The following is a 25,574-nucleotide window of genomic DNA, read 5'->3' on the forward strand; positions in this document are numbered from 1 at the left end:
TTTCTTTGGGCGGAAATGGACCATTCTCCCATAAGAAAATATTACATTTAATCACCTTTTTGGAATCAAACTTAGGTATTGAAACGAGATAAAGCTCCGGAATAGCAAAGGTTTCTTGATTAAATTCAGAAGCCCTTTCATCGTTTTGACAGTATAAACAAATTTCGTTAATCATAATTTCACTTTAAGGATTGAGGTCGTCTGAAAAGCAGGAACCGCTGCATGTATCCCGACACACGCCACGTCAAAATTGGAAGTCTCACACAGGCTAAAACCAGCAAGTTGCTAGGACAGCACTATTCGAAATATCAACTTCCCAAGTATCTGAAATCAATCCTTTGTATTTGGACTCAACAATAAAATGTTCGTCGTCTACCCAATGGAAATTCAAGCTACGCAATATGTCGATATAAGATGGTTGTTCTGTCAGCAATGTACCCTGCTTAACTATTTCCCCCTTTTTATCAGATACTGTCCAAGTGATTTTAAAGTGGTGTTGATCGCAATATGCCCATAAAGACAGATATTGTTTTCTGTTCGGACTTAGCTTGCGCTTTTTGATTTGTTTTTTAAAAGTTAGATCGGAAGTCAAGCAACTTTGGTAAGCTTCTTCCAACGGTTTTGTATCCCAATTGTAATCAGCAGCAATATCCAGCATTCCCTGATGAATAACTTGTAATACCATGAGCTTTCTATCTTCCTCATTTAAAGAAAGATATTTTTTAAAATCAAAAAATTGGTACGATATAGCAAAACCTGGTATTTTCGCTTTAATTGGAAATTGTCGATCCTCACACAAAAAAATATTACATTTAAAAACTTTTTTTGAATCAAATTTTGGTAGAGATACCAAATATAGTTCTGATATAGCAAACATTCCTTTGCTAATGTTTTTATATTTTGTGTAATCTTCGAGAGGTAAGCTAATTTCTTTAATCATCATTTAGGCCTTTGTTGTAATTGTTGATTTATGCAGGCTACAATTTGCTAGTTACTAGGACAGTCCCATTCAAAATATCAACTTCCCAAGTATCTGAAATCAGTCCTTTGTAATTGGACTCGACAATAAAATGTTCGTCATCTATCCAATGAAAATTCAACCGATAGCCCATAGCCAAGAAAGAAGGTTCTTCTGAAAATAGAGGTCCCCTTTGAAGGATTGTTCCTTTTTTATCAGATACTGTCCAAGTAATTTTAAAATGATAGAGATCACAATGCGCAAATATGGACAAATATTGCTTTCTATTCGGACTCATTTTACGTTTTTTAATTTGAGTATTTAAGACAAGATCAGCGTCCAAACAGGCTTGATATGCTATTTCAAACGGTTCCGTATTCCAGCCCTGCTCAACTGCAATACCCAACATTCCTTGATGGACTGCTTGTAATTGCATCATTTTTTTCTCAGTATCAGAAGACGCAAAATACTTATCAAAATTAAAATACAGATAGAAATCTGCAAACCCTTGTATATTCGGTTTTTCTGGGAAATTGTTATGCGGATGCAAAATAATCAAACAGGTATTGATTTTTTTAGAGTCAAATTTAGGAAGCGATTTAACATATAACGTCGGAATAGCATAAGCTTGTCTATTGAAATTCACAAATATTGGATTTGTACTATATTCACTTCTTAAGTCTATAACTTTAATCATAAATATCTCCTAATCAACCATAGATCGTTTTTATATTGCCTGCTTATCCTTTTGTTAGGTCTTGAGCCAATCTTACTAATTGCCCCAATTAATCACATATATTTAACTTTAAATTATTATTTTTTATATAACTATCCATCCAGTCATAGTAATCATCTGGCAGCTCAATATTAAAACCATGATTCCAATAATTGTCCCCATGTACCAACAACATTGCCCAATGATACTCTTCATCATGACATAGCATACCAACCGAATGAAAATTTAACTCTTCCTTAGAACATAAAAAAGATTCATTTATTATCTTTTCCGCATAATCATCGGTATATCTTAAATAATGGGTTAGTATCCCAAATATTATATACAACCAAGTTTTTCTATGAAAAATAACTCTATCACCAGTTTCATTATCAGTGAATATCATATTATCTTTAAAATCATCAAACATTTTTTTCCTTATGGCAGATTAAGAGCAATTTTTACCAGTTTGATTAACTTTTTTAAACCGATTAAATAAATTGAATGCTTTTTTCTGTAAAATAACAAACTGCAAACCTATAGCTTTATGTGCTTTTCCTCTTTTAGCATCACTTGGATTTGCCAACATCGGACCACTTACCGAATCATGGTTATGGTTTAAAGTGCCCTTTCGACCTTTTGTTACAAAATCTCCCCATTCCAAATCAGCAGATGAGAATTTTTTAATATCTAACTTATCCAATTCAGAATTAGGTATATCAAATTGTGTTATAGGAACGTTCTTCCTTGCTACCCATGTTTCTGCTTGCATACAGTTTGTTGTAACGTAGAAACCTCCTTAACCAGAAGGATTAAGGTGGCTGACATAGAAGAAGTCGTCTAAACAGCAAAACCGTGGGCGTGCGTTCTACACACCCCTTACACCAAACTAATTTAAACACACCTGGCTACGACAAAAACCACCCAACCATTCTAATGAAAACCAAACAACCGCCCTGCTCCTTCCGTCCAAAAGAAAAGAGCGTCCGCATTAACCGCGTACGTCAACTCAACCCTGCTTATTGCGGTAATATTGCCCATCTGATCCGCCTGTACCTAAGGATTTGCCGTAATCCCTATCTGCATCTGCCGCGCGTACGCGCCAACCGAACGCCATGGCATTTTATCGAACTGGATGGTCATTTTTATTTGGATCTGGAACTGGGTTTGCCTACAGGTTGCAGCGAATGGGACTTTACCCTTCAAACCTGCCAACTGCCCGCTTGCCTGCAACAGGGCGATGACGAGGCTGAAGAGCATTTCTGCGACATTCTGAAGGCAATGTTGATGATGTTTTACCTGCCCGTTTTTGCGCTCAAACAACCTCAATCCTGCGTTTGTAACAAAACCGTGTTGCTTCCTGAGACCGCTAAACCTCCACAAAATGATGAACAACGCACCAATCTGATTCAAAATTTATTTTTTAACAGTCATATAATGGATGCCCACCGCAGGTTGATACAAGACGGGGGAATTCTGTATTTTATATTGGACGAAGCCAATCCCACCAAACGCCGCCCGTTACGCGAATTGATAGATGAAATAAACATTCGACCTCAAACAAGCGAACCGGACCAGCAAAAAATGCAAATTGTTATGGCGTTTTATCGCGAAATGTCCGATTTCCTGCAATCCGGCCTACCGAAACAAATAAACGAAACAACCTAGAACATTAAGGTCGTCTGAAACCATGTATTACGAACTCCACCTTACTGCCACGCCGCAACCTTACTCTGCCCTTCCCCGTTTTCAGACGACCTGTGCCGACTTGGGAGGCAAAGCCGTGCTAATCGAACTGCCCGAGGGCGAGCATCCTCAGCAGCCGATGTTTTCCGCTGTGATACAGTCGGACGATTATCAAACCGTGTTTGAGCAATACGTACAAAGCTTGCGCGATGCGGGACTGACGTTAGACAATTTTGTCTTGCCACAATAAAGTTCAGGTCGTCTGAAAATGATTTTTCAGACGACCTCTCAGAAAGGAGCATTATTATGGGAATCCTCATTTTTAAAACCGACAAAACGAAATGGCAGAAAATGCTCATAGCTCTGTTAGGTTTATTTTTCTTAACTACGGCAATAGCCGGAGGAAATATGAATTTTCGTTCAGGTAAAAATGATAGTGATGTTTCAAGATTAGCCCATGCCAAAGCATTGGAAAGTAAATTAATTGGAGAAGAAGGGTCGAAATCCAAGCAAAGCAATAGCTTTGAAAGATTGAATAAAGAAGGAAATAGAGTTAAATTTAGAAAGTTATATCATGAATCAAAAAATATTCATGGGAAGATATATGCTTTAGTTTGGTTTTTCGATAATGATAAAAATTTGTACAGAAGATATAAGAATGAATTAAACCAAAATGAACACGTAATGATTCATCACGCAGATGTTAAATTGATTTCCCCGCTGTCTGATGTTTTCCCACTGATTGAATCAGGCTATTTAAAGAAACATATTTTTTATTGAATGTTCAATAAATCCTACTTCGCAATCTATTACTGCAATGTCAGAAAAGCTCATATTTGAGAAAGCCACTTACAGAGACCTTTGCAAAAATGGTCTATTAACGAAATTTGGCACCTAAGAGTACGCCAAAAAATTTTCAATTAACTAAAACCTTTCTGATATTGAGTAAAAAGTAGGAAAAATCAGAAAGGTTTTTCATTTTGGAAATGATATTGAGCATAAAAATTTAGTAACTTATATTATTGCAAAGACCTCATACACTTTATCCAAAAAAGCAGCCTGCACTTCCAAATTTCCAAGTACAGGCTGCTTTTCTGCCGTGCGGCGTGTTCAGGCGGCCAAAAATCCTATTTCGGCTGCTGAATATTAATCAAGCCTTTCAACACGCCGTCCAATCCGCCGTATACCGAAATCTTGTCGATTTTCTCGGTAACTTTTTCCAATGTTTCCAATTCTTTCAGACGTAGGGCGGTCGGGTTTTCCTCCATCACGCGCGCGGTGTTCAGCAACGAGCGTGTGGCGGCGGTTTCCTCGCGGCGGCGGATGTTGTTGGCTTGGGCGGATTTTTCGGCTTCCACTACGCGCGTTAAGATGCTGCGGATTTCGCCCGGCAAGATAATGTCTTTCACGCCTGCGCTGTCGATTTCCGCGCCCTGCGGTACTTTGGCGCGGATAAGTGCGGTCAGTTCCGTATCCAAGCCCTGTTTGTCCTCCAACAGTGTGTCCATACTTTTACTGCCGATGAGCGCGCGGATGGCAAACTGCAATTCGCGGTAGAGATATTCTTCGGGCGATTGATGCTGGGCAAACCATTTGGGTGCGTCCGTAATCCGGTAGTTGCATACCACATTGGCGCGTACGGTAACCTTATCTTCAGTCAGCAGCTCCTGCCCCGATACTTCGCAAGTCTGCAAACGCAAATCCGCCACTTGGCTGCCGACCGTTTGGTTTACCAGCCAATAGTGGTAACGACCCTGCATCAGAGGCGGTTGCTGCACGTTGTCGATATAGACCAAGCCCTGATGGTGTTCGGGTACGTTTACCGTGTGCACTGCATTTTTAAACACAGGATGGCCGCCGAAATTGATGTTCTGCAACTGCTTCACTGTATCCGTATCGATTGCCAAACCTTTAGATAAATCAATACGTTGGATTTCATACGGCTGAGCCGCTTCGCGCCAGAACCACGCTGCTTCTTTGGGGCGGATCAGGTTTTGCAGCTTGCCGTTTTGCGACCACAGCAGCAATTCGTTTTCACCGGCTTCCACGCGCTGCCAATGCGCCGCTGCGAGTTCGGGATTTTGCGCCGCCCATTGCGCCAGTTGCGCCGTGTTTTCGTAAACGGGTATGCCTGTATCGGCAAACAGGGCTTTATGTTCCTCGCCCAACAGCAGCACATAATCACCTTCGCCCAGCACGCGCATCAGGCGGTTGCGCTCGGTAATCAGCAGGCGTTCGTTGGCTTTAACGGTATATTTTTGCAGGGGTTTGTCCAACGTGGCGTGTGTCAGCAAAGCAGCCTGCACATTTTCGGGCAGCCAGTATTCGGTTTTCGGCTGCGTGTGCGTTTCAATTTCGCCATTTTCAGGCAGCCAAAACGCTGCGTGTTCGCCGCTTGCCACGACCTTTGCGCCAAAATCCTGATGCCACGCCAACGTGTTTTGTCCCACAGGGCTTTCCAGTACCAGCCATTGCGGATTTTCAGGCTGCTCTTTCGCCCATTTCTGCGCGTCTTCCCATTGATGATACATTGTGTTGGCTGTGTGTTGCCGTTCGATTTCGATTTCGTTATTTTTCGCTCTTGCCTTGCTTTGCAGCAGATACCGCCCTTCGCCCAGCACGCGCTGCAAACGCCCGTTGATGCGGATAAGCAGGCGTTCGTGTTGTTCCACGACAAATTTCTCGCAGTTTGACGGTACTTGGTTGCGCAACAGCAGCGTTTCCTGCACGTTTTCAGGCAGCCAGTATTCGTTGTGCGCCAATGTGAGCGTATTCAATTCGCCTTTTTCAGGACGGAAAAACGCCCAATAGTCCGTATTGTCGGTCATGGTAAATACGGGCATTTCATCGTGCCATACCAGTGTATTGTGTCCGGCAGGGTTATGGACAATTTGCAGGAATTTTTCCGCCTTTTTGCGTTCCGAAGCGATTTTCAACAAACTGCCGATGCCGTTCCACTGCACATGCAGCACGGTCGCGTCCTGTTTGTGTGTTTCAATTTCCTTGCCCCAATGCCAAATAGTGTGTTTCCCCGCATTGAGAACGGTGTGCAGGCTGCCGTCCAGCAGAACGATAAGGCGTTCGGTGGGTTTGACGACGAAATTTTTGAACATGACGTTTCCTTTTTAAAATGGATTGGGCTTGGACATTTCCGTTGCCCCAAACCCCGTTTCAGGCCGCCTGAAAACGGCAACCCGAAGAAATAGGGGCAACCTGCCGCTGCCGCTTGTGCAACAGCCAGAGGCGGCGGACCCGTGTGTACATCGGGGAGCATGAAAGCAGCGCAGGGCTTGGGTTTCACATCTTGCCTAAACCGTTTTGCCGTGCGCCGGTATCGTGCCCGCCTTTGCGTCAGCCGGGCCGCAAGCCTTGCCCGTTGTCTTTGCGGTGTGGCGGCGGATAGGTTTCAGACGACCCCAATGGTGCAGGCTGCCTGAAATACCGTCCGACGCCGCGCCGCGCAGAAAGCGGCAGCAGCAGGTTGCGGTACTGCGTTTTTGGTTTTTGAGACCAATAAATGTCGGTTTTACAAACCATTTTCTATCGTGAAAGGATAGTGTCGGATAAAGCCCCGACAGGCTTGGTTTTGAATACAGGAGTCGAACCTGTTACACAAGGATTATGAGTCCTTTGCTCTACCCAATGAGCTAATTCAAATGCTTGTGTTGCGGGAATCGAACCCGCTACCGTCAGAATAAAATTCTGATGCTCTACCGAGTGAGCTAAACACTTTCCATCGGCTTTGTGCTATGGGATTCGAACCCATGTTTGTGGACCCTATGCCCGCCGTCTTTCCCACTAGACGAAACACGCTTTTGCCTTTGGTTTTCTGCTTTCCGCCACTTTCGTAGCGCAGGATACGGAATCGGCACGCCGCCCGCACAGTTCTGCCTGCCGTTAAACACGCAGAGCCGCCGCTAATCGCTTTGAAAAGCATGGACGGATTGTATTAAAAAGACAGCCTGAAAACAAATATTGATTTAGTAAGTTGTTTGCCATTCATTCCGAGCACTATTAAGCAGCCCATTAGCCGATAATGCCTCTACTACCTTTGCCGTTACCATTTCTTACAGCGGTTCCAAATCAAATATCATTAAGGGTTCGAATTATCTAAAACAATCAACCAAAATAAAAGGACGGATTTCCTTATCCGCCCCTTTTACATCAGTAATATCGCCAAGTATCCCGCATAAAATGGATAATCTCGTTTAATGGTACAGGTGAAAGCGTAAAATGCTTGTCACCCTTCTGCTGCTCTACTTCCAAAATCAACATACACCCCTCCGACAACTTACCCTCTCCGTCAAATTCCAATTCTTTAATTTTTACCGACTGTGTAATGCCGTTGTCTGCCAAATTTTGCTGATATGCTTCTCCAGTATGTCCGTAAAAATGGTAGGCAAAAGCAAGCTTATCCATCACTTCTGCAATTTCAACAGAGCCATAACCGCGCTGGCTGTCACCAAACTTATCATGCGTAATCAGCACATCAGGGTCATGTTTGTTTTTCAGGCAATCTTTAACCAAACGGCGCAGATTTTGACGTTCATATTCTTGGATAAATTAGCCATGAGGTCGTTGTTTTCTATCGCCAATACGGCCGATGCCGATTATTTCCAGCGATTCTCCTCCTTTTTGAAACACAAACGGCTCCCCCGTTTTGAGTACCCAAACGCGCTCATAAGCATCAATGGTAAAAACAGCCTGCTCGCTTTGCCGTTCTAATTCGTCTAAAAAACCATGATCTTCATGATTGCCGCGTACGCAAAGCATATCGATATTAAGTTTATCGAGGAATCGGGCGATTTGAGGATTCGGTTGCACAAAATCGTCCATAAATCCCAATTCATTGCGATCTTTTGCAGCATGACGCAAGGTGGCTTTATCCATACAATCTTTACTGGGAAAAGCACCCATATCACCACATTGGAGAATCAAATCTATGCTTTTGCCTGTAATTTGCTGGTAGTGATGTACCAGCTTAAAAGGAAATAAGAATTTGCCATGGATATCGGCGAATAGAGCGAAACGGAGCATGGGAGAAATTTCAATCGAATGAATGGAAATGAGGAAGCGGACATACCGGTGCTTTAAATATAAGACACATTTTAGCAGCAAACGGTAAACGTTTTTTACTTGCTTAATCTTAAATAGGGAACACTATCGATGTGTTAGAGCATTATATTTGAGTGATTTATTGGGGAAAGCCCATGCTTCATCCCAAACCATACCCATTAATAAAATATCTGATGGGTCAGCCATTATCGACCTGTTTCAAATATTAAAAAATATTTGGATTCAGAATCCTTATCTCAAATCACTACATCCCTGCAAATAACAAAAAGGTCGTCTGAATCTAATTTTCTAGACGACCTTTTTACCATTTTCTAACCCTATTGGGGCGTGCACGTTGAAAGGCATATCGATCTTTTGCCATTGCGCGCTTTCGTAGTCGAGCGCGGCGGCGATTAGGGGGTGTTGCTCGAGCCAGTTTTGGCTGATGCGCAGGATGAAGCCTTTGCCGGTTTCGTCGGCGCGCAGTTGGGTTTGCGGCGGCAGATCCAAAGGCAGGCGGGCGCGGCAGAAAAGTGCGGCGAGGCGCAGGGAGAGGACGGCGTACCAAAGCATTTCGCTGCTGCCGACGATGTCCGCCATTTTTTTCATGTCGCCGCGGTGTCCGATGACCAGTTGCGCGAGTATGGTTTGTTCTTTTCGGGAGAAGCCGGGCATATCGGCGTTTTCGAGGATGTAGGCGGAGTGTTTGTGGTAGCCGGTGTGGGCGATGTCGAGTCCGATTTCGTGCAGTCTGCCTGCCCAGCCGAGGTATTGTTGCCATTGGGCAAGGTCTTGGACGGTTACGTTTTTGGCGTGGCACAGGCTGTCCATAAAGGCTTGCGCGGTTTCGGCAACGCGTTTGGCTTGGTTGAGGCTGACGTGGTAGCGGTTTTGGAACTCGGCGGTCGTCTGATCGCGCATGTCTTCGTTCAAACCGCGTCCAATCAGATCGTAGAATACGCCGTCGCGTAGGGCGGCTTCGGTAACGGTCATTTTGGTGAGGTCAAGTTCTTCAAACGCTGCCATCATGACGGCCAGTCCGCCGGCGAACACTTCCACACGTTCGGGCTTGAGGCTTTCAAATTTGGCTTTTTTGACGGAACCGGCTTCAATAATACGGTCGGCGAGGTAGCGCATGCCTTTGTAGGTGATGTCGGCTTCTTGGGGCAGCTCGGCGGCGATGAGGTCGCGGATGGATTTGGCGGAGCCGGAGGTGCCGATGGCGAAATCCCAACCTGTACGCTTCATGAGTTTGCTGATGCGCTGGATTTCGTTGCGGGCGGCGGAGATGGCGGCTTGGAAGTCTTTGGCGGTGATTTTGTTTTGGAAGAAACGCAGGCTGTAAGTGACGCAGCCTAAAGGCAGGCTTTCGGTGGCGAGCGGCTGGAGGTCGGAGCCGATGACAAATTCGGTTGAGCCGCCGCCGATGTCGATGACGAGCATTTTGTCGCCGTTGGGCGGCAGGGTGTGGACGACGCCGGTGTAAATGAGGCGGGCTTCTTCACGGCCTGCGATGATTTCGATGGGGAAGCCCAGTGCGGCTTCGGCTTTGGGTAGGAATTGGGCGATATTTTTTGCTACGCGGAAGGTATTGGTCGCCACGACGCGCACTTGTTCGGGCCTGAACCCGCGCAGCCGTTCGCCGAATTTTGCCAAACAGTCCAAGGCACGCTCTTGGGATGCTTCGTCGAGGTTTTTATGTTCGTCCAAACCGGCGGCAAAACGCACCATTTGTTTGAAGGAATCGATGACTTTCAGTTGTCCGTTGTTGTTTTCGCAAACTTGGAGGCGGAAGCTGTTGGAACCTAAATCGACGGATGCCAGGACATTGGTGGGCGTAGTGGTCATGAAGGGATACCGGTGGATAAACGAAGCTCTAATGTTACTCTGTCCCGCCGTTGATTGACAATATCGCAGATCAACTTTAAACCGCCGCAATATTGCACCGTATTGATGTATCACGCATTGTCTGTTTCAAGTCAATCTGCTCATCAATGATGTACGCCACCTTTGATTCCGCACGGAGATATTCTTATAATACCCGTTTTGCAAACGTCAAAAGGTCGTCTGAAAACAAAAATAGGGTTTTCAGACGACCTTTAAACCGACTAAACGAATGACAGTACACATGAAAACGGAAAACCTGATCCTCACGCCCGAATCCCCGTCCCGCCGCCGCTTTTTACTGGCTGGCGGCGCATTGCTGCTCAGTCCTGCAGCCGCACTCGCCGGCGCGCAACGCGAAGAAACGCTTGCCGACGATGTCGCTTCAGTGATGCGCAGCTCCATCAACAATGTCAATCCGCCACGCCTCGTGTTCGCCGATCCAAACGAAGGTGAACGCTGGCTGGCGGCGATGTCCTCCCGCCTTGCCCGCTACGTTCCCGAGGCCGCCGAACGCCGCCGCCTGCTGGTCAACATCCAATACGAAAGCAGCCGCGCGGGGCTGAATACCCAAGTGATTTTAGGGTTGATCGAAGTCGAAAGCGCGTTCCGCCAATACGCCATCAGCGGCGTGGGCGCGCGCGGGCTGATGCAGGTCATGCCGTTTTGGAAAAACTATATTGGCAAACCTTCGCACAACCTGTTCGACATCCGTACCAACCTGCGCTACGGCTGCACCATCCTGCGCCACTACAACAATATCGAAAAAGGCAACATCGTCCGCGCTTTGGCGCGCTTCAACGGCAGCCTGGGCAGCAACAAATACCCCAACGCCGTCTTAGGCGCATGGCGCAACCGTTGGCAGTGGGGCTGACCGCGGGGTATAAACGGCTGCGGCCCGTGCAAATGCAAACCCTTTTGAATCCTGTATAATCCGCACATCTGATAATTTTAAAATTTCAGACGACCTCAAAATCCTACCGGGTCGTCTGAAAAACCGTTTATGGCAAAAGACACCCGCATCCAAATGTTTCCGCACGAATGGCGTGCCAGCACCACCCTCTCCGGCGTTTACGCACTGCGTATGTTGGGGATGTTCTTGGTTCTCCCCGTTTTGTCCTTATATGCCGCCTCATTGCCCGGCGCGGAAAACAACAAAACCTTGGTCGGTCTGGCAATGGGTATCTACGGGCTGACACAGGCTTTGCTGCAACTGCCTTTGGGCATCGCCTCCGATAAATTTGGGCGCAAAAAAACCATTTATGTCGGACTGATTGTCTTTGCCGCCGGTAGTTTTCTCGCCGCTGCCGCTAACTCATTGCCCATGCTGGTTGCCGCGCGCGCCATTCAAGGGGCGGGCGCAGTCAGCGCCGCAGTAACCGCGCTGCTTGCCGACTTGACCCGGGACGGCGTGCGTACCCGCGCGATGGCGATGATAGGTTTGAGCATAGGTTTGACCTTTTCCGTCAGCCTGGTGGTCGCCCCGATGATTGCCGACATAATCGGCGTTCCCGGATTGTTTATGCTGACCGGCATCCTGACCGTCATCAGCATAGGTGTTGTCGCTTGGATGACTCCCGCCCCCGAAGTGTCGAAGCTGCACGAAGACACACAGGCGCAACCCTCACGCATGGGCGAAGTCCTCCGCGACCGCCAGCTTCTCAACCTGGATTTCGGCATTTTCGCGCTGCACGCCGCACAAATGGCGTTATTCACTGCCCTGCCTTTTGCCATGACGCAGCTCGGTTTGGAAAAAATCCAGCATTGGAAAGTCTATCTGCCCTCAACCATCGCAGGGCTGGTGATTATGATCCCCCTCATCATCATTGGCGAAACCCGCAACAAGCTCAAACAAGTCTTCATCCTCGGCATCGCCTGCATCGCAGCGGCGCAAATCGGCTTATTGTTCGGCATGCACTCGATTTGGCTGATTACCGCCTATCTGGTTGTTTACTTTATCGGCTTCAACGTATTGGAAGCCAGCCTGCCGTCCATGGTGTCTAAGATTGCACCGGCCGATTTGAAAGGCACGGCGATGGGAGTTTACAATACCATGCAGTCCGTCGGGCTGTTTGTAGGCGGCGCAAGCGGCGGATGGCTGTTTCAACAATACGGCTTTGCAGGCGTTTTCACCTTTTGCAGCGTATTGATGCTGTTGTGGCTGGTCATCGCCGTACTCGCCCCCGCGCCGAAACCCGTCAAAAACCTCAGCTATCCCGTCAGCCCCGTATGGCAGGAAAAACACGATTCGCTCTACCAAGCATTGTCCCAAGTCGAAGGCGTCGAAAGCATTACCTTCAGCGCAGACAAACAAACCATTTACATCAAGGCGTTGCAAAAAGGATTTGACCAAGAGGCCGCCGAAAACATCATCACAGGAGTTTAAAAAATGTCATTGAACAAAGTCATCCTTATCGGCCGTCTCGGTCGCGACCCCGAAGTCCGCTATATGCCCAACGGCGAAGCCGTCTGCAATTTCAGCGTTGCCACCAGCGAAACATGGAACGACCGCAACGGTCAGCGCGTAGAACGCACCGAGTGGCACAACATCACCATGTACCGCCGTCTCGCCGAAATCGCCGGACAATATCTGAAAAAAGGCAGCCAAGTTTATCTGGAAGGCCGCATCCAAAGCCGTAAATACCAAGGCAAAGATGGCATCGAACGCACCGCATACGACATTATCGCCAATGAAATGAAAATGCTCGGCGGCCGCAACGATAACAGCGGCGGCGCACCTTACGACGACGGCGGTTACAGCCAAGGCGGCTACCAACAACAAGCGCCGCAGCAACAATACCAAGCCGCCCCGCAAAACCAAGAACCCCCTGCCGCCCCCCGCCGCCAAGCTCCCGCCGCACCGGCAGCCCCTGTCGAGGACATCGACGACGATATTCCGTTCTGAGTTATATAAACAACCCAACAATATTGCTTGATACAAACCGCCGAGGTTTGAGGATAGATTGGGTATCTGTATTGGATGAAAGCAATCCGTCAGACTTTGAAAGCCATTTACAAAAATGCTTTAAAATTTGACCGCGCTTTTATTGTCGATACCCTCCAAGCACAAAGGTCGTCTGAAACTTTAATTTCAGACGACCTTTTTCTTTGTGTTTAAACCGCTAAACAGTATTATTGAAAAGCAATAGAGATACCGAATAAAACCGATTTACTCCTGCCAGATAATCTCGTGTTTAGAACCATAAGTAATCTTTTTAATATTGCGTTCAAGAGCAATTTCTTTATCTAGCCTTCCTGAATATTTTGAATCCGCCAATTTTTGAAATAAAGTAATATTCAGCTCATCATTGCGGGAAGTTGTCTTTATATCTGAAATGCCCATTGCGCTATTGCCTACTAAACCTGTCAAATGAACCTGCCTATAATCCTTAGCTTCATTGACTGTAATTTTGAAATTCCCAATATCATCCAACTTGATTTCGTCATTGGCGAAAAAGCAGCCGGACAATATCAAGCCGGTAATACCCAGCATAGCTACTTTAATTTTCATCGTCATTTTATCCTTCGATAGAAGCATCTTCTAGTGTGCCGTCAAAATTGCCATCCATAACAATACGGTATCTCTCAACAAATCTTCATCATTGAAGTCGACAATACACTATTTATAGTGGATTAACTTTAAACCAGTACGGCGTTGCCTTGCCTTGCCGTACTATCTGTACTGTCTGCGGCTTCGTCGCCTTGTCCTGATTTAAATTTAATCCACTATAAAACTCTTTAGAATCATAAATAAAGTCTTGAAGATGACTTTCAGACGGCCTGACCGACGGTTTTACCCTTATTTATCCTGTTTATTGACAATGCTCCAATGAGAAAAGTTCTTTGATAAGCGCTTTAGACGTATAAATCTACAAAGTATGATGTAATACTGTTTCTTACCCATTTGAAGTAAATGTATAGATTATGGGTAACTCTTTTGCTGTATTGTCCTTGTTATTTAGAAAAAATAATAATGATACGGTAAGTTTTATTATGTAATTTCAGGTTGTTTATCCATCATCCAATTTATCGTAGGAGCGATTATGCCTCAAATGAAATTTAAATTATGGCTGCCGATGTTGCTGACTGCCGTTTTAGCAGCCTGTTCACAATCACATCAAGCAGTTGAAGCACCGGCTGCCACCAATTCAGCCGTACCGAGCCAAAGTGCGCAAGCGGCAGAGAAATTAGGAACGGGTTGGGGCGATGAGGTGGAATCTCCTGTTCATTCTGTAGATTTGCGCCGTGTCAGTCAGGAACCTTTGGCGCAAAGCGTATTAAACTACTCTTCCAAAGATTATCGCGGCCGCAGCGTCAATTCGATTGCTTTAGCTTCAGGCAAAGTGGAATTGTCTGTACGCGGTGACGATGGCAGCCTGCTGCCGATATTCCGTGACAAAGGCAACTACTATCTGCGCGGTACGGACGGACAGGCATACCGTTTGGTCTATCAAAACAACAGCAACAAAACCTTGGAAATCGTAGCCAGCGTTGATGGTTTGGATGTGATTTCAGGCAAATCGGCCAGCAAATACGCCGACGGTTATGTCTTGTACCCTCATGATTCTTTAGAAATCGAAGGTTTCCGCAAAAGCAGCAGCGCGGTGGCGTCGTTTGTCTTTAGCAGCCCCCGCGACTCTTATGCCGCCAACTCGGATAATGGCTCCATCCGCAATACGGGTGTAATCGGCACTGCAATTTTCGAACTGTACGACCCAAACCGCAGCAGAAATGAACCTCAAGCCTTTCCCGCCGATGACGGATACGCCAAACCGCCTACCCGATAAGGCATAAATAATAAAAGCGGTCTGTAAACCAAATAAGGTTTCAGACCGCTTTTTATTTTGCAGTAGCAATGAAAATATAGTGGATTAAATTTAAATTAGGACAAGGCGACGAAGCTGCAGACAGTACAGATAGTACGGCAAGGCGAGGCAACGCCGTACTGGTTTAAAGTTAATCCACTATAAAATAACTTGATAAAGATAAACAGGAATAATCTGTTCTAAATCGTCCTAAGACAAAAGGTCGTCTGAAAACCGGTTTTCTAGTTTTCAGACGACCTTTATGCTTTTGAAGCTTAGTTCGGCTTATTTTTCAAAATATATTTGCGTACGGCGGCGTTGTGTTCTTCCAGATTATGGCTGAACTGGCTCAAGCCGGTACCGTCCATTTTGGAGACGAAATAGAGGTATTTTTCATTCGACGGATGCGCGGCGGCTTCAAGAGCAGCTTTGCTCGGCAGGGCGATGGGGGTCGGGGTTAAGCCGCTGCGGGTGTAGGTGTTATACGGCGTATCGCGCTGGAGGTCGGCTTTTCGGATTTTGCCTTTGTACGCGCTGCCCATGCCGTAAATCACGGTCGGGTCAGTCTGCAGGCGCATGCCGATGTTGAGGCGGTTGACGAATACGGAAGCAACATGGGCGCGGTCGTCTTCGTGGGCGGTTTCTTTTTCAATCAGGCTCGCCATAATCAGCATTTCATACGGATTTTTGTAGGGCAATCCGCTTTGGCGATCTTCCCAAGCGTCGTTCAGACGACGTTGCATGGTTTGATAAGCGGTTTGGTAGATTTGCAAATCGCTGCTGCCTGCGTCGATTTCGTAGCTGTCGGGGAAGAACTGGCCTTCGGGATTGCTGCTGAGCGCGTCGGGGGCAATCGCCTGCATGAGTTCCGCATCGCTCCAGCCGCGTGTTTTGTGTTCGATGTCGGGCGTGTTATCGATGATTTTACGCATGGTGGCAAAACGCGAACCTTCGACGATTTGAACGGTAACGGCATCGGGTCTGCCGTTGCGGATTTTCTGTAAAATGCCCCATGCGGAAATGCTGGAAGGGAGGCGGTACGAGCCGGCGTTGAGTTTGTTGTGTGCGCCTATCAGGTAGGCGGCTGCGACCAGCACATGGCGGTTGTAAACGACTCCGTCTTCGGCAAGCGTACGGCTGACGGAAGAAATGCCTTGGTTTTTGGCAATTTTGATACGGTATGCTTTGCCGTTGTCTTTGGGAACGAACAGCAAGGCGGCGAACACGGCGGCAACGGCAACAAAAAATACCGCAAACCATTTCAACATTTTTTTCAGCATGGTAGGATTTTTGATTTGTGAACGTCGTGCGACAGTATAACCGAAATGCGCGCCTTCTTCCCTGCGCGCCCGCCCGACGTACGTTTTTTCCGCCTCAGTGGTCGTCTGAAATAAAGGGTCGTCTGAATATGAATCTTCCGTCCGAATGCCAAGACATTGGCTGGCAACAAGGCTGGTGGCAGCCTGCGCGCCGCGCGTTTTCTCCGAACTTCGAGCCGCGGGCAGAATCAGAAGCCGTGTCGCTGGTGGTTTTACACAATATTTCGCTGCCGCCTTTCGAATATGGAACGGGCGCGGTGGAAAAGCTGTTTACCAACCGCATCGACCCCAACGAACATCCGTTTTTCAGCGTCATCCACACCTTGCGCGTTTCCAGCCATTTTCTGATCACCCGCGAGGGCGAGGCGGTGCAGTTCGTTTCTTGCAACGATATGGCGTACCACGCAGGCGTGTCGTCGTTTCGCGGACGCGAAAAGTGCAACGCATTTTCGGTCGGTATCGAATTGGAAGGCTGCGATTTCGAGCCGTTTGCCGAAGCGCAATATCAAACGCTGGAAACCTTGCTGCAAGCGTTGGTCGGGCATTACCCCATCACCGCCGTTACCGGTCATCAGGACATCGCACCCGACCGCAAAACCGACCCCGGCCACTTTTTCGACTGGCAAAGATTGCAGGCGGCAGGTTTTCCGGTTGTCCGTTAATCGCTCAAAAATGCCATATAGCATTTTTCAGACGACCTGGCCCGATTTTGGGCTATCATTCTCGGCATTTGCTGTCAGAAAAGTTTATTTTCGTTATAATCGAGCATCCATACGGGACAATCCGTGTCCGACTCCGACGAACTTACTCGCGGCAATACGATTCCGCATACGCCCAAAGGCAAACCACCCCGGGCAACGAAGACGGAATGCCGCTCTTACAAAAAAGTGATTACCCATGATTTTCATCGTCTTAGGCTTGGCAGTCATCCTTGCCGTCATCGCCTACAATATGTACCAAGAAAACCAATACCGCAAACAGGTGCGCGAGCAGTTCGGCCACTCCGACAAAGACGCGCTACTGAACAGTAAAACCAGCCATGTGCGCGACGGCAAAGAATCCGGCGGCAAAGGCCTGTTCGTCAAAAAAGCGAACAAAGCCCAAGAAGCCGCGCTGCGCAATCTGCAAGAACAAGACGAAATCTTCGCCGCCAAAGCCAAACTCGCCAAACCTTCCGCCATCAAAACCGATGTCGAGTTGGCGATTGAAGACGACTTTACCGACGAGCCGGTACAGCATACCGTCATCGGCCTGAACAACGAAATCACCACCCAAGCCGCCAGCGACGAGCCGGTCAACCTGCCGTCCGCCGCCAACCAACCTTTGGTCAGCTTGGACGAATTGTCTCAAGTCGAATTGCCGTGGTTTGACCCGCGCTTCGACTACCTCGCCTACATCGCCCTCTCCGAAGCGCAAGAGCTGCACGCCCTGCCCCGCCTGTCCAACCGCCACCGTTTCCAAATCATCGGCTGCACCATGGACGACCGCTTCCAAGTTGCCGAACCGATTCCGAGCGTTTATTACCAAGGTTTCGTCGTCGGCCTGCAAGCAGTCAGCCGCAACGGTTTGGCAACCCAAGAAGAATTGCAACAGTTCAACCAACAGGTTGACACCTTCGCCCAACTGATGGGCGGCAAAGTCCTCCACACCGATTTGGCAGCGTTTACCGAAGTCGCGCAGGCATTGGACACCTTCTGCGCCCGCGTCGATCAAACCATCGCCATCCACTTGGTTTCACACAGCAACATCAGCGGCGTCGAACTGCGCGCTTCTGTTGAAAACCTCGGCTTCGTATTGGGCGAAGACGGCGCATTCCACTACACCGGACAAACCGGCAGCCCGATGTTTGCCATCCATAGCCTCACAGGCGATGCTTTTACCAACGCCCTTTTGGACAACCAGTCCTACAAAGGCTTCAGCATGCTGCTCGACATCCCGCATGCGCCCGCCGGCGAAAAAACCTTCGACCTCTTCATGGACTTGGCGGTACGCCTCTCCGGTCAGTTGGGCTTGGATTTGGTCAACGACAAAATGGAGGAAGTTTCTACCCAATGGCTCAAAGACATTCGCAATTACGTCTTGGCGCGTCAGGAAGAAATGCTCAAAGTCGGCATCAAACCCGGCAGCAAACAAGCCCTGCGCCTGTTCTCCTAAAATTGAATGCAATCAAAGCGGATATGTCGTTACGGCATATCCGCTTTTTTTCGGGTAAAATCCAACTGTTTTCAACCTATCATTTTTCAGACGACCTTTGCCCGTCCCATCATGTATAGTGGATTAAATTTAAATCAGGACAAGGCGACGAAGCCGCAGACAGTACAGATAGTACGGCAAGGCGAGGCAACGCCGTACTGGTTTAAAGTTAATCCGCTATATCAGACAAAGGTCGTCTGAAAACCTTCCTCCATGAACCCGACCGCACAACACATCCGCCACCTCACCGACCTCCTCAACCGCTACGCCTACGAATACTACACCCTCGACGCACCCAGCGTACCCGATGCCGAATACGACAAACTATTCCGCGAACTCGAAGCGTTGGAACGAAACCATCCCGAGCTCAAACTGCCCGACAGTCCGACCCAGCGCGTCGGCGGCGAGCCTTTGGCGGGATTTGCCGAAGTGCGCCACGAAGTGCCGATGCTGTCGCTGACCAACGCCTTTTCCCCGCAAGATGAAAACGGCGTGTTCGACCATGCCGAAATGTACGCTTTCGACCAACGCGTGCGCGACGGTTTGGACGGCGGCAATCCCGAATACGTTATCGAACCCAAATTCGACGGCCTCGCCATCAGCCTGCTCTACCGCGACGGCGTATTGGTGCAGGCTGCGACACGCGGCGACGGCACGATAGGCGAAGACGTTACCCAAAACGTCAAAACCGTCGCCAACATCCCCCTGCGGCTGCACGGCGATAATCCGCCCGAATTCATCGAAGTCCGCGGCGAAGTGCTGATGCTCAAAGCCGACTTTACCGCCCTCAATAAAAGACAAACCGAAAACGGGCAAAAACCCTTTGCCAATCCGCGCAATGCCGCCGCCGGCAGCCTGCGCCAACTTGATTCGCGCATCACCGCGCAACGCAAACTGCACTTTTTCCCCTACTCGATTGCCCGCCAGCAAGGCGGTTTCGTCGCGGAAGAACACATCCAAGAACTCGCCTATTTCCAAGAACTCGGCTTCAGCCTGCCTAACGGCAATTTCGGCTGTTTCAAAAATATCGGCGAAGTATTGGCGTTTTACGAACAAATGCAGCAAAAACGCCCCTCCCTACCCTACGAAATCGACGGCATGGTGGTCAAAGTCAACAGCTTGGCGCAACAACGCGAACTCGGCTTCATCTCCCGCGCGCCGCGCTGGGCGATTGCCCACAAATTTCCCGCCGAAGAAGCCCTGACCATCGTCGAAGCCATAGATGTGCAAATCGGGCGCACCGGCGCCGTTACCCCCGTCGCCCGCCTGCAACCCGTATTCGTCGGCGGCGTAACCGTAACCAACGCCACCCTGCACAATCAGGACGAAGTATCGCGCAAAGACGTGCGCGTCGGCGATACCGTCGTCGTGCGCCGCGCCGGAGACGTGATTCCCGAAGTCGTGCGCGTGATTTTCGAACGCCGCCCGATGCAGGAAACCGCCGTTTCCAACGTTTCAGACGGCCTCAAATACCAACAAGACGACCTCTTTGCCGAAACACCGTCTACCAATCAAACCCAATCTGTTCCGCTCCACAAGCCCTACCACCTGCCGACCCATTGCCCCATCTGCCGCAGCGAAATCGAACGCGAAGAAGGCGAAGCCGTCGCCCGATGCAGCGGCGGTATGCTTTGTCAGGCGCAACGCGCGCAGGGCTTAATCCACTTCGCCTCGCGCAAAGCGATGGACATCGACGGACTCGGTCAAAAACAAATCGAGCAACTTGTCGCCCAAAACCTCGTCCGCCATTTTGCCGACCTCTACCGCCTCGACATCCCGACCTTGCAAAAAATGAAGGAAACGGCAGATAAAGCGTCGTCTGAAAACGAAAACGGCGACACAGAAACGGTTTCAGGCGACCTGTCTGAATCCAACACCCAAACCGGCAAAAAACAGCCGACCAAGTGGGCGGAAAACATCCTCGCAGGCATAGAAGCCAGCAAAACGCCCGAACTCGCCCGCTTCCTGTTCGCGCTCGGCATCCGCCACGTCGGCGAACGCACCGCCAAAACGCTGGCGCAGGCATTCGGCTCGTTGGAACACGTCCGCCGCGCACCCGAACCCATCCTCGCCTGCCTGCCCGACATCGGCACCGTCGTCGCCCACTCCATTGCCCACTTCTTCGCCCAAGACGCGCAGCAGGCGATGATAGACGAGCTGCTCGCCGCAGGCGTTGCCCCGCAAACCCAAGCCGTTACCATCCCACCCGCCCGCCACGCCGAGCCGCAACGCTGGATTGCCCGCCTGCCCGGTTTCAAAATCAGCGAAAACAAAGCCCAAGCCTTATGGGAACTCGCCGGTAAAAGCATAGAAGGTCTGCAAACCGACAAAGCCCTCCCCGCCGACTGGCAAGCATGGCGCAGCGAAACACAAAACGCCGCCCTGCTCGAAAACCTGAAAACCTTCTTCGCCCAAACGTCGTCTGAAAACCAAGAAGCAACGGTTTCAGACGACCTAAACGAAGCCGTAGCGGGCAAAACCTTTGTGCTAACCGGCACCCTGCCCACCCTCAAGCGCGACCAAGCCCAAGCTTTGATCGAAGCCGCAGGCGGCAAAGTTTCCGGCAGCGTGTCCAAAAAAACCGACTACGTTGTCGCCGGAGAAGCTGCCGGCAGCAAGCTGGAAAAAGCCAATGCCTTGGGTGTGGCAGTTTTGAGTGAGGAAGAGCTTTTGGCGATGCTGGATTAAGCATTTATTAAAAATACTCAAGGATGTGACCGAGCCAACTTCCCGACTGTCCAAATCGTTGATTCTGTTCTCAATCAATTTGGCAACTTATCGGGGAATGAACACTCTAATTCTGTTGAACGCCTTTTAAATGCCTTACCTTTTTGCCGCCGACAATGTGGCAACCAAGTCAAACCTAGACAACCGAGGTCGTCTGAATTTTCGATTCGACAATCAAATAGAAGGAAACTGAATGAAACCGATTAAAAAAGCCGTCTTCCCCGTAGCCGGTATGGGTACGCGCTTTCTGCCCGCTACTAAAGCCAGCCCAAAAGAAATGCTGCCTATCGTCGACAAACCGTTGATTCAATATGCGGTAGAAGAAGCAGTAGAAGCAGGCTGTACCGAAATGGTGTTCATCACCGGCCGCAACAAACGCAGCATCGAAGACCATTTCGACAAAGCCTACGAGCTGGAAACCGAGCTGGAAATGCGTCAAAAAGACAAACTGCTGGAACACGTCAAAGACATCCTGCCTTCCAACATTACCTGTCTTTACATCCGCCAGGCCGAGGCTTTAGGCTTGGGACACGCCGTATTGTGCGCCCGCGCCGCAGTGGGCGACGAACCCTTCGCCGTCATTCTTGCCGACGACTTAATTGACGCGCCCAAAGGCGCGCTGAAGCAAATGGTCGATATCTACAATCAAAGCGGCAAAAGCGTTTTAGGCGTGGAAACCGTCGATCCGTCGCAAACCGGCTCGTACGGTATTGTTGAAGTGAAAAAACTGAAAAGCTTTCAAAGAATTACCAATATCGTCGAAAAACCGAAACCCGAAGAAGCGCCGTCCAACCTTGCCGTTGTCGGCCGCTACATCCTGACCCCGCGCATTTTCAGCCTTCTGGAAAACCTGCCGCGCGGTGCGGGCAACGAAATCCAACTGACCGACGGCATTGCCCGCCTGTTGGATCACGAGTTCGTCCTCGCCCATGCCTTCGACGGCAAACGCTACGACTGCGGCAGCAAATTGGGTTATCTCGAAGCCACTGTCGCCTACGGCTTGAAACATCCGGAAACCGGCGCGCAGTTCCGCGAACTGCTGAAACAATACATCCCCCAATAAAGCAAATGACAAAAGGTCGTCTGAAAATTTCAGACGACCTTTTTGTTTGTACGGACACACGGTTTTCTGTGTATAGTGGATTAACTTTAAATCAGGACAAGGCGACGAAGCCACAGACAGTACAGATAGTACGGAACCGATTCACTTGGTGCTTCAGCATCTTAGAGAATCGTTCTCTTTGAGCTAAGGCTAGGCAACGCCGTACTGGTTTAAAGTTAATCCACTATAAAAACCGAAGTGTAATGCTTAAAGCTTAAAGCGGCCCCCGTAAATCTTCCTGCGTATTGCAGCTGAAAAAAACATGTTCCGAACCAAAATGCACCGATCTCGCCCGTTGCTGATGCAGCCAGCCGCTCAAGGTTTTCATCCCTGAATACAAATACGGGACGGTGCTTTGCAGGATTTGCGGACGGATATACATTACGTTGTAATGCGGCGTGACCGGTGTTTCCACATAAAACGCATTGCACAAAGGCGTGCGCTTGGAAACCGTTTCAAATTTCGCCACCAAATCAGACGGCAGCACAGGCATATTGCACGGCACCACCAGCAGCCAATCCGCCGCCGCAATCTGCAAATCATTGGCAGCCGTACACAGAGCCGCCAGCGGTCCCAAATGCTGCCATTGGCGCGAATCGGCAAAAATATGCGCACTACGGCGAGCATATTCTTCCAAATTCCGGTTGGCGCTGATAGCAATGTGTTCAACTTGTGGACGCAACGCTTCAATAACATGATCAATCAAAGGTTTGTCACGCCACAATACTAATCCTTTATCCGTCCCTCCCATTCGCTCTCCCTGCCCGCCGGCCAATATCAATGCGAAGGTTTTCATTTTGGTAGTCCTTTGTGAAGTCGCTGGTTTTGTGTGCCCATACTGTTAATCGGCTGATTCTTATGTTTTTAATTCATAGGTGTTATGTTCCTACCGATTCCCTGCGAAATCGGCACATCATCCCAGGTCGTCTGAAAAGACGGTTGCCCGCGATAAAATTCATATAAAGTGAATTTTATCATAACACGATTTTACATTAAAGCGCATATCGCCTTATTCACACCAAATTCCCCTTCGGACAGGTTGTTTCCCCGCCTAAAGGATGATATGTTTATAACATTTGGCAACAAAACGCCCTTCCTTTATTCCATGAGCTTACGAACCCTATTTTCAGGCGGCCTGAGCCTGTCCTCACGATTAAAACTGCTGACTGTCTTATGGGTTGGTTCGGCTTTATTGTCCGTCATCCTGACCCTGATTTTATCGCTGAGGCTGGAAAACGCAGCCACCGTCATTGATGATGCCGCAAGCTTGAGAATGCAGGTTTACCGTTTGGCTTATATGGCAAGCGAACGCACCCCGCAAGCGCAAATCGACAACCAATTGCGCGAATTTGAAGGAACACTCCTGCGCATCACCCAAAGCGATGCCATCTATCCCCTGATGCCTTCGGAAACACCGCCGGCCTATGGCCTGATCCAATCCATGCTCTTAATCGACTGGAAGTCAAACATCCAACCCGCGCTGAAACGTTACCGCAGACCGACGCAGATCGAACTCTACCGTCTTTGCCGGCAATATACGAATTGTTCTTGCAGGCATTAGGAAAACGCCAACGAAAAAAACACCTTATGGCTGCGCCGTTTCCAAATGGCGATGATGCTGATGATTTTTGTCGCCGCAGGTTTAATGATCGTATGGCACTACGCTTGGATTATCCGTCCGCTTGAAACCCTGCGCGACGGCGTGGAAACCATCAGCCAAGGCCGATTCGGCGTACAAATCGATACCGAACAGATTCAAGAGTTTGCGCAAGTCAGCAAAGGCTTCAATCAAATGAGCAGTCGTCTGAAAGTCCTCTATACCGATTTGGAAGGACAAGTCGCCAGACAAACCCAAGACCTCGCCCGTCAAAACCGTGACCTGACCCTGCTCTACCAAACCACGCGAGACCTGCACCAAACCCTAACCCCGCGCGAAGCGGCAGAAGAATTCCTAGCACGGACCCTGCCTGCCGTTTCCGCAAGCGCAGGCAGCATCCGCCTTTTAGACAACGACCGTAAAAACACAAATCTTATTGCCTCTATCGGACTGTCTGAAGCCGAAGACAGAGATTCAGATACCGAACAAACCCAACCTGAAGAAGAAACACCCCTATTCAAACATACCGTCGTTTTCCCCATCACCTATCAAGAAGAAGAACTCGGCATCCTGACCCTATATTTTTCAGACGACCCCACACTTAACGACAACGACAACGAACTCCTGCGTACATTATGCGGTCAATTAGGTGTATCCATCGCCAGCAGCCGTCTCGAACAAGAGCGGCGCCTGCTTGCCGTACTCCAAGAGCGCAACCTGATCGCCCAAGGTTTGCACGACAGCATCGCCCAAGCATTGACCTTCCTCAATCTTCAAGTTCAAATGCTGGAAAGCGCGTTCCATGCCGACCAGAAAGAACAAGCCGAAGAAAACATCCGCTTCATCAAAGACGGCGTACAAGAATGTTACGAAGACGTGCGCGAACTCCTGCTGAATTTCCGAACCAAAATCAGCAACAAAGACTTCCCGGAAGCCGTAACCACCCTGCTGTCCAGGTTTAAACGCCAAACCAAAATCAATGTCGAAACAGTATGGCAGGACGACGGCCGCACATTAAACGATGACGAACAGCTGCAAATCATCTTCATCCTGCAAGAAAGCCTGTCCAACATCCGCAAACACGCCAAAGCCCAACACGTCAAAATCAGCATGCTCAACCAACAAAACTTTACCCTGAGCATCGAAGACGACGGTATCGGCTTTAACCTGCAACACCTGCACAAACTCTCCGGCGAACATGTCGGACTCGGCATCATGCAAGAACGCGCCCGCCGCATCAATGCCAACCTAGACATCCAATCCCAGCCCGAACAAGGCACAACCGTTACCTTAACCTTACCGCAACACAAGAGAACGACCCATGACTATTAAAATCATCCTCATTGACGACCACACACTCTTCCGCAGCGGCATCAAAGCCCTGCTCTCCCGTCAAAGCGACTTCGAAGTCATCGGAGAAGCTGCCGACGGTTTGTCCGGCGTCAAAATGGCGGAACAGCTCAAACCCGATGTCGTCTTACTCGACCTTGACATGCCCGTCATGAACGGACGCGAAGCACTGGCACAAATCTT

At 48.9% G+C, this 25,574-nt stretch carries 23 protein-coding genes, 2 tRNA genes and 6 pseudogenes; 16 read left to right on the top strand and 15 right to left on the bottom strand.

Annotated features, from left to right (window positions below; all coding sequences use genetic code 11):
- Positions 1 to 268: 268 nt before the first annotated feature.
- From HMPREF1028_RS05635 to HMPREF1028_RS05650, 4 genes and pseudogenes are all read right to left on the bottom strand, one after another.
- Entirely contained in the window at positions 269 to 943 is a 675-nt protein-coding gene (locus HMPREF1028_RS05635) for a hypothetical protein (protein WP_009311824.1), read from the bottom strand.
- A gap of 34 nt (positions 944 to 977) precedes the next feature.
- Positions 978 to 1,655, bottom strand: a complete 678-nt coding sequence (locus tag HMPREF1028_RS05640; RefSeq protein WP_009311825.1) for a hypothetical protein — start codon at positions 1,653 to 1,655, stop codon at positions 978 to 980.
- 88 nt (positions 1,656 to 1,743) lie between these two features.
- Positions 1,744 to 2,103, bottom strand: a complete 360-nt coding sequence (locus HMPREF1028_RS05645) for a hypothetical protein (protein WP_009311826.1) — start codon at positions 2,101 to 2,103, stop codon at positions 1,744 to 1,746.
- A gap of 18 nt (positions 2,104 to 2,121) precedes the next feature.
- A pseudogene (locus tag HMPREF1028_RS05650) lies at positions 2,122 to 2,457 on the bottom strand (DUF3990 domain-containing protein); the annotation flags it as partial.
- 152 nt (positions 2,458 to 2,609) lie between these two features.
- On the opposite strand from HMPREF1028_RS05650, the gene HMPREF1028_RS05655 reads away from it, so the two are divergent.
- Genes HMPREF1028_RS05655 through HMPREF1028_RS05665 form a run of 3 tightly spaced genes read left to right on the top strand, consistent with a single transcriptional unit; the run spans position 2,610 to position 4,139 of the window.
- Positions 2,610 to 3,341 (top strand): hypothetical protein, encoded by a 732-nt coding sequence (locus HMPREF1028_RS05655; protein WP_009311827.1) that lies wholly within the window; start codon positions 2,610 to 2,612, stop codon positions 3,339 to 3,341.
- A 22-nt stretch (positions 3,342 to 3,363) separates the two neighbouring features.
- Positions 3,364 to 3,609, top strand: coding sequence for a hypothetical protein (locus HMPREF1028_RS05660; RefSeq protein WP_009311828.1), 246 nt, complete (start codon positions 3,364 to 3,366; stop codon positions 3,607 to 3,609).
- 56 nt (positions 3,610 to 3,665) lie between these two features.
- On the top strand, positions 3,666 to 4,139 hold the full coding sequence (locus tag HMPREF1028_RS05665) for a hypothetical protein (protein WP_009311829.1): 474 nt from the start codon (positions 3,666 to 3,668) through the stop codon (positions 4,137 to 4,139).
- Between the two features lie 347 nt (positions 4,140 to 4,486).
- Here HMPREF1028_RS05665 and HMPREF1028_RS12945 read toward each other — a convergent pair whose 3' ends face one another.
- The 7 genes from HMPREF1028_RS12945 to ppx form a co-directional block, all read right to left on the bottom strand.
- Positions 4,487 to 6,472, bottom strand: coding sequence for a slipin family protein (locus HMPREF1028_RS12945; RefSeq protein ID WP_009311830.1), 1,986 nt, complete (start codon positions 6,470 to 6,472; stop codon positions 4,487 to 4,489).
- Between the two features lie 238 nt (positions 6,473 to 6,710).
- Positions 6,711 to 6,896 carry a hypothetical protein gene (locus HMPREF1028_RS05675; protein ID WP_036529257.1) on the bottom strand — a complete coding sequence of 62 codons (186 nt, stop codon included), beginning with the start codon at positions 6,894 to 6,896 and terminating at the stop codon, positions 6,711 to 6,713.
- A 44-nt stretch (positions 6,897 to 6,940) separates the two neighbouring features.
- Positions 6,941 to 7,016, bottom strand: a tRNA-Met gene (locus HMPREF1028_RS05680).
- A gap of 5 nt (positions 7,017 to 7,021) precedes the next feature.
- A tRNA-Lys gene (locus HMPREF1028_RS05685) sits at positions 7,022 to 7,091 on the bottom strand.
- Between the two features lie 432 nt (positions 7,092 to 7,523).
- Positions 7,524 to 7,847 (bottom strand): hypothetical protein, encoded by a 324-nt coding sequence (locus tag HMPREF1028_RS15470; RefSeq protein ID WP_232203805.1) that lies wholly within the window; start codon positions 7,845 to 7,847, stop codon positions 7,524 to 7,526.
- 75 nt (positions 7,848 to 7,922) lie between these two features.
- On the bottom strand, positions 7,923 to 8,396 hold the full coding sequence (locus HMPREF1028_RS15475) for a metallophosphoesterase (RefSeq protein WP_009311832.1): 474 nt from the start codon (positions 8,394 to 8,396) through the stop codon (positions 7,923 to 7,925).
- 327 nt (positions 8,397 to 8,723) lie between these two features.
- A complete protein-coding gene (ppx, locus tag HMPREF1028_RS05695) occupies positions 8,724 to 10,262 on the bottom strand; it encodes an exopolyphosphatase (protein ID WP_009311833.1) in 1,539 nt (512 codons plus the stop codon).
- A 280-nt stretch (positions 10,263 to 10,542) separates the two neighbouring features.
- On the opposite strand from ppx, the gene HMPREF1028_RS05700 reads away from it, so the two are divergent.
- From HMPREF1028_RS05700 to HMPREF1028_RS05710, 3 genes are all read left to right on the top strand, one after another.
- Positions 10,543 to 11,172, top strand: a complete 630-nt coding sequence (locus HMPREF1028_RS05700) for a lytic transglycosylase domain-containing protein (RefSeq protein WP_009311834.1) — start codon at positions 10,543 to 10,545, stop codon at positions 11,170 to 11,172.
- Positions 11,173 to 11,301: 129 nt separating this feature from the next.
- Positions 11,302 to 12,684 (top strand): MFS transporter, encoded by a 1,383-nt coding sequence (locus HMPREF1028_RS05705; RefSeq protein ID WP_009311835.1) that lies wholly within the window; start codon positions 11,302 to 11,304, stop codon positions 12,682 to 12,684.
- A gap of 3 nt (positions 12,685 to 12,687) precedes the next feature.
- Entirely contained in the window at positions 12,688 to 13,203 is a 516-nt protein-coding gene (locus HMPREF1028_RS05710) for a single-stranded DNA-binding protein (protein ID WP_003742079.1), read from the top strand.
- Positions 13,204 to 13,467: 264 nt separating this feature from the next.
- Here the strand turns inward: HMPREF1028_RS05710 and HMPREF1028_RS05715 are convergent, their stop codons facing one another.
- Both HMPREF1028_RS05715 and HMPREF1028_RS14610 read right to left on the bottom strand, forming a co-directional pair.
- Positions 13,468 to 13,809, bottom strand: a complete 342-nt coding sequence (locus tag HMPREF1028_RS05715) for a hypothetical protein (RefSeq protein WP_009311836.1) — start codon at positions 13,807 to 13,809, stop codon at positions 13,468 to 13,470.
- Positions 13,810 to 13,924: 115 nt separating this feature from the next.
- A pseudogene (locus HMPREF1028_RS14610) lies at positions 13,925 to 14,080 on the bottom strand (IS5/IS1182 family transposase); the annotation flags it as partial.
- A 261-nt stretch (positions 14,081 to 14,341) separates the two neighbouring features.
- Here HMPREF1028_RS14610 and HMPREF1028_RS05720 point away from each other — a divergent pair.
- Both HMPREF1028_RS05720 and HMPREF1028_RS14615 read left to right on the top strand, forming a co-directional pair.
- Positions 14,342 to 15,085 (top strand): hypothetical protein, encoded by a 744-nt coding sequence (locus HMPREF1028_RS05720; protein WP_009311837.1) that lies wholly within the window; start codon positions 14,342 to 14,344, stop codon positions 15,083 to 15,085.
- Between the two features lie 66 nt (positions 15,086 to 15,151).
- Positions 15,152 to 15,265 (top strand): annotated as a pseudogene (locus HMPREF1028_RS14615) (IS5/IS1182 family transposase); the annotation flags it as partial.
- Positions 15,266 to 15,378: 113 nt separating this feature from the next.
- Here HMPREF1028_RS14615 and mltG read toward each other — a convergent pair.
- A complete protein-coding gene (gene mltG / locus HMPREF1028_RS05725; protein ID WP_009311838.1) occupies positions 15,379 to 16,383 on the bottom strand; it encodes an endolytic transglycosylase MltG in 1,005 nt (334 codons plus the stop codon).
- A gap of 128 nt (positions 16,384 to 16,511) precedes the next feature.
- Here mltG and ampD point away from each other — a divergent pair, with 128 nt between their 5' ends.
- The 6 genes and pseudogenes from ampD to HMPREF1028_RS15480 all read left to right on the top strand — a co-directional run.
- Positions 16,512 to 17,084: a 1,6-anhydro-N-acetylmuramyl-L-alanine amidase AmpD gene (gene ampD, locus HMPREF1028_RS05730; protein ID WP_009311839.1), complete on the top strand. Its 573-nt coding sequence runs from the start codon at positions 16,512 to 16,514 to the stop codon at positions 17,082 to 17,084.
- A gap of 235 nt (positions 17,085 to 17,319) precedes the next feature.
- Complete coding sequence (locus tag HMPREF1028_RS05735) at positions 17,320 to 18,576, top strand: cell division protein ZipA C-terminal FtsZ-binding domain-containing protein (protein ID WP_003763891.1); 1,257 nt, start codon at positions 17,320 to 17,322, stop codon at positions 18,574 to 18,576.
- Positions 18,577 to 18,690: 114 nt separating this feature from the next.
- A pseudogene (locus HMPREF1028_RS14620) lies at positions 18,691 to 18,798 on the top strand (IS5/IS1182 family transposase); the annotation flags it as partial.
- Positions 18,799 to 18,828: 30 nt separating this feature from the next.
- The gene (gene ligA, locus HMPREF1028_RS05740; RefSeq protein WP_009311840.1) at positions 18,829 to 21,303 is read left to right on the top strand and encodes an NAD-dependent DNA ligase LigA; all 2,475 of its coding nucleotides are present in this window, start codon (positions 18,829 to 18,831) and stop codon (positions 21,301 to 21,303) included.
- Between the two features lie 232 nt (positions 21,304 to 21,535).
- Positions 21,536 to 22,405, top strand: a complete 870-nt coding sequence (galU, locus tag HMPREF1028_RS05745; RefSeq protein ID WP_009311841.1) for a UTP--glucose-1-phosphate uridylyltransferase GalU — start codon at positions 21,536 to 21,538, stop codon at positions 22,403 to 22,405.
- Between the two features lie 71 nt (positions 22,406 to 22,476).
- Positions 22,477 to 22,539, top strand: a pseudogene (locus HMPREF1028_RS15480) (transposase); the annotation flags it as partial.
- A 119-nt stretch (positions 22,540 to 22,658) separates the two neighbouring features.
- On the opposite strand, the gene HMPREF1028_RS05750 reads toward HMPREF1028_RS15480, so the two are convergent.
- A complete protein-coding gene (locus HMPREF1028_RS05750; RefSeq protein ID WP_009311842.1) occupies positions 22,659 to 23,240 on the bottom strand; it encodes a molybdenum cofactor guanylyltransferase in 582 nt (193 codons plus the stop codon).
- A gap of 309 nt (positions 23,241 to 23,549) precedes the next feature.
- On the opposite strand from HMPREF1028_RS05750, the pseudogene HMPREF1028_RS05755 reads away from it, so the two are divergent.
- Positions 23,550 to 25,373: pseudogene (locus HMPREF1028_RS05755) on the top strand (histidine kinase).
- On the top strand, positions 25,363 to 25,574 hold a 212-nt coding region (locus tag HMPREF1028_RS05760), incomplete at its 3' end, for a response regulator transcription factor (protein ID WP_009311845.1). The pseudogene HMPREF1028_RS05755 and the gene HMPREF1028_RS05760, both read left to right, overlap by 11 nt.

It is taken from the genome of Neisseria sp. GT4A_CT1, assembly GCF_000227275.1.
GTDB lineage: Bacteria > Pseudomonadota > Gammaproteobacteria > Burkholderiales > Neisseriaceae > Neisseria.